This window comes from Campylobacter sp., assembly GCF_052170435.1.
In the GTDB taxonomy this organism is placed as follows: Bacteria; Campylobacterota; Campylobacteria; order Campylobacterales; family Campylobacteraceae; genus Campylobacter_A.
The window spans coordinates 1-4416 of the sequence record NZ_JBQNAN010000043.1; the positions used below are offsets into that span (position 1 = coordinate 1).

Below are 4416 nucleotides of genomic sequence, written 5' to 3' on the forward strand. Positions count from 1 at the left end.
TTTGCCGCAGGCAAAACATACACGATCAAATTTGCCCACGTCGTGGCCGCCTCTACGCCAAAAGGCAAGGCTGCCGATTTTTTTGCAAAAAGAGTCGGCGAGCTTAGCGGCGGAGCGATCAAGGTCGAGGTATATCCTGCCGCATCGCTGATGGACGACGATAGAGTTTTTGGAGCGCTGAAACTTGGCAACGTACAGATGGCCGCGCCTAGTTTTTCTAAATTTACGCCGATAGTGCCGCAGTTTCAGCTATTTGACCTGCCGTTTATCTTTAGAGACAACGCCCATCTTTACGCTGTTCAAGACGGCGAAGTCGGACAAGCTCTAAAAGATATGATTGCTAAAAAAGGCTTCATCGCGCTTGATTTTTGGGACGCAGGATTTAAACACTTTAGCTCTAGCAAAAAGCCTATCGTAGAGCCTGCGGACGCTAAGGGACAAAAATTCCGCATCCAAAGCTCAAAAGTACTTGAAGAGCAGATCAAAGTCGTGGGCGGCAACCCGCAAGTATTGCCGTTTTCAGAGGTTTATCCGGCCCTTCAACAAGGCGTAGTCGATGCGACTGAAAACCCGCTATCAAACTTCTACAACTCCAAATTTTACGAGGCGCAAAGCTCTTTAACGCTATCAGGCCACGGATATTTGGGATATTTAGTCGTTATGAGCGAGAAATTTTGGAAAGGTTTGCCTGATGATATGAAGGCTCACGTAACGCAAGCTCTAAAAGAAGCTACGGCGTTCGAGCGCGAAGAGACGGCTAAAGAAGAAGAGCATATTTTAAGCGAGCTTAAAAAATACGCAGGCGAGAGCAAAAAGCTTGAGATAATCGAGCTAAATGCCGATCAAAAGGGCAAATGGGCAGAGGCTATGAAGCCGATTTATCCGAACTTCTACAACGTGATCGGTCAAGATTTGATAGAAAAAACGATAAATACGAAGTAGGATTTTATGGGTAAATTTTTTGAGATTTTAGATGTCGGCATTGCCTCGGTAAACAAAACTGTGGCGGTGCTAGGCATCGCCACAGGCACGCTGCTAGCCTTTGTTAACGTAGTGATGAGATACTGCTTTAACACGGGCTGGTCGTGGGCGGGCGAGCTAACGAACTACCTTTTTATCTGGTCGGCGTTTTTTGCCGCAGCATACGGCTTTAGAAAGGGCATTCATATCTCGGTTACGATTTTGATCGAGAGATTTCCGCCCATCGTCGCAAAGGCCTATCTCATCTTTGCAAATATACTAACGACGGCATTTTTGATGTTTATCGTAGTTTATAGCGTGCAGTATCTGCAGGTGATGATCGAGCTTGATTTCATGAGCGTGGATCTAGGCGTGCCGCAGTGGATACCTATGCTGGTGCTTCCGATCGCTTTTTTAGGAGCTAGCTACCGCGCCGGAGAGAAAATTTTCCAGATCGCTATGACGCCTTCGGATAAGGTCATCGTAAATAACGAAGCCGAGATGATACGCGACTCGGTCAAGAAAAGCTAAGGAGAGCCTATGACCATCGCATTTTTATTTATCTCGCTGTTTGGTCTCATGCTTATAGGCGTTCCCGTCGCCGTTTCGCTTGGAGCTAGTACGGTTTTAACGATGCTGCTTTTTACGGATCTTGACGTCGCGGCGATGCCTCAGCTTATCTTTGACGGTATCAATAAATTTGCCCTTATGGCGATCCCGATGTTTATCTTAGCCGGAAATTTACTGAGCAAGGGCGGCTCTGCTAGACGCATTATAGATTTTGCTAAATCCATGGTCGGACACCTACCCGGCGGCCTACCGATGAGCGCGATATTTGCGTGCGTGATATTTGCCGCGGTTTCTGGCAGCTCGCCCGCTACGGTCGTAGCGATAGGCTCCATCATGTTCGTCGCTATCAAAGAAGCGGGTTATCCAAAAGAATACGCCGTGGGCGGCATCACAACCGCGGGCTCTCTAGGTATCCTCATCCCGCCTTCGGTCGTTATGATCGTTTACGGCGTGACGGCGGAGGTTAGTATCGCGCAGCTATTTATGGCGGGCGTGGTGCCGGGGCTAATGCTGGGCGGCATGATGATACTTCAGACTTATATCGGAGCGAAAAAACTCGGCTTTAAAGCTACTACGCCCGAGCCTTGGAGTGAGCGAGTAAAAAAATTCGGCAAGGCGTTTTGGGCGCTGCTAATCGTAGTAGTCGTTATCGGCGGTATCTACGGCGGCATTTTCACCCCGACCGAGGCTGCGGCGGCTAGCGCTATATATGCGCTGATTATTTCGCTATTTGTTTATAAAGATATCAAATTTAAAGACCTGTGGGACATCTGCCTAGAGTCTGCCATCACGACGGCGATGATATTTTTCATCATCGCAAACGCGGTCGTATTTGCGTATCTGCTAACTAGCGAAAACATCCCGCAAACGATAGCGGACAGCATCCTAGCCGCAAATATCGGCAAAATAGGCTTTCTAATCATCGTAAACGTCCTGCTTTTCATCATGGGACAGTTTATGGAGCCTTCATCGGTTGTTATGATCATGGTACCGCTACTGCTACCGATCGCGACTGCGCTAGGCGTGGATCCGGTACACTTCGGCATCCTGCTCATCGTGAATATGGAAATCGGCATGATCACGCCGCCCGTCGGACTGAATTTATTCGTCGCTAGCGGCCTAACGGGCATGAATCTAAAAGACGTCATCGTCTCATGCTTGCCGTGGACTTTGACGCTATTTATCGGACTCGTCCTGGTGACATACATCCCGGAAATCTCGCTTTGGCTACCGAGGCTGATGTACGGAGGCTGATTTAAATTTGCAAATTTACGGCGACTCGCGTGAGCTTATGCGGCTCGGCGACCTGCCGTAAATTTGACGCTCTTCTTCAAATTTACGTTCAAATTTAACCTAGCAAATTTTTAAATTTCAACTCCTCGCAAAAGGTCAAATTTATCCGCACCAAAAAGCCTCGTTAAAGCTCGCCTGCTGTATCATAACCAAAAACAAAAGAGAGCAGTCATGTACCGCGTCAAACTGCATATTTGTTTAACCCAGGATATAAAAAATAAGCTTGAGCAATACAGTAAAATCCCGCCCAGACCGCGGTTTGAACACAAATTTGAGATGCTAAAAAACACCTGCGATATCCCTGCATTTATCCCCGATGGGCACCAATATCTAGTCATAGCAAGCGAGCATTGCGAATTAAATTTATCCGAACTAAAAAACCGCATAGGCGAAAACGGCTTTTTGGCGATTTACGCGAGAGGCTCGGACGAGATAACGGGCGAGCAAAAGCAGTTCGCTGACGAAATTTGGCTTGAAAGCGCAAATTTAGACGACTTTTACTTTGAAAAAGCGCTAAATTTAATCGCCGAACGTAAAGAGTCGTGGCTACAAAAAACTTGGCTACAAACGCTGATAAACTCGTCTCCCGATATGATCTGGTTTAAGGATATGGGCGGGCTACATCTAGAGGTAAACGATGAGTTTTGCGAGGTCGTAAACAAGCCAAAAGAGCTCGTGCGCGGCAAAGATCACTACTATATCTGGGATATCCCAAAAGAAATCTACGAGCAAACGGACTACGTCTGCGTCCAGACCGAGGACGACGTCGTAGCCGCGCGCAAGACCTGCCTTTTTGACGAGGAAGTTATGCGCGCGGACGGCAAACTAAGCAAGCTAAAAACGTATAAAACGCCGATATTTGACGGCGAGACGATCATCGGCACCGTCGGCATCGCTCGCGACGTGACGAAAGAGCACGAGTATCTGCAAAACATCGAGTACCTAGCCCACTACGACCAGCTCACGGGACTAGCCAACCGCAACCAGCTAGACGCCTTTTTAGACGGGCTAAAAACGGTACGTATGAGCATACTTTATATGGATCTGGATCGCTTTAAGCAGGTAAACGACGAGCACGGACATCAGGCGGGCGATAAGGCTCTGGTTGCGATCGCGGAGCTGATAAAAGAGATTTTTAACGACGCTATGAACGTGCGTATCGGCGGGGACGAGTTTATATCGATATTTACCGACGGTGCGAACATGCAAAGCATCGCGCCTCGCGTGCAAATTTTGATTGATCGGTTTTTTAAAATTTGTCAAGAAAATCCGCTATTTAACGGACTATCCGTAAGCGCGGGCATAGCAGAGGGCCAGATCGGACACGGCTCGTTTGACCTGCTACTTCAGCGCGCTGACGACGCTCTTTATAAAGCTAAACACGCGGGCCGGGGTACGTACTGCGTAAGCCCGCGGAAGGATTTTGAATAAAAATTGTTTGCTGGCGAGCAACTGCGTTAAATCCTCCACACTAAAATTTCCTCAAATTTTGCCGATATCGTTAGAAAGCTAAATTTTAAAAGGATTTTAAATGATAGGCGGCGTAAACGGATTTAACGCAAATGCAAATTTTGATTTTAGCGGTGCTCGCGG

Annotated in this window: 4 protein-coding genes; all 4 read left to right on the top strand. The window is 47.7% G+C overall.

What is annotated here, in order from left to right:
• Positions 1–942: DctP family TRAP transporter solute-binding subunit (locus ACTTJF_RS09840; protein ID WP_442551809.1), on the top strand; the 942-nt coding region annotated here is incomplete at its 5' end.
• Between the two features lie 6 nt (positions 943–948).
• Positions 949–1491, top strand: a complete 543-nt coding sequence (locus ACTTJF_RS09845; protein ID WP_442551810.1) for a TRAP transporter small permease — start codon at positions 949–951, stop codon at positions 1489–1491.
• Positions 1492–1500: 9 nt separating this feature from the next.
• Positions 1501–2784, top strand: a complete 1284-nt coding sequence (locus tag ACTTJF_RS09850) for a TRAP transporter large permease (protein WP_442551811.1) — start codon at positions 1501–1503, stop codon at positions 2782–2784.
• A 210-nt stretch (positions 2785–2994) separates the two neighbouring features.
• The gene (locus tag ACTTJF_RS09855) at positions 2995–4254 is read left to right on the top strand and encodes a diguanylate cyclase domain-containing protein (RefSeq protein WP_442551812.1); all 1260 of its coding nucleotides are present in this window, start codon (positions 2995–2997) and stop codon (positions 4252–4254) included.
• The last annotated feature ends 162 nt before the right edge of the window (positions 4255–4416 follow it).

What these genes read in the sequence shown, in the direction of transcription:
- ACTTJF_RS09845 (WP_442551810.1), top strand. Translation starts at nt 949, where the DNA reads ATGGGTAAATTTTTTGAGATTTTAGATGTCGGCATTGCCTCGGTAAAC.
- ACTTJF_RS09850 (WP_442551811.1), top strand. Translation starts at nt 1,501, where the DNA reads ATGACCATCGCATTTTTATTTATCTCGCTGTTTGGTCTCATGCTTATA.
- ACTTJF_RS09855 (WP_442551812.1), top strand. Translation starts at nt 2,995, where the DNA reads ATGTACCGCGTCAAACTGCATATTTGTTTAACCCAGGATATAAAAAAT.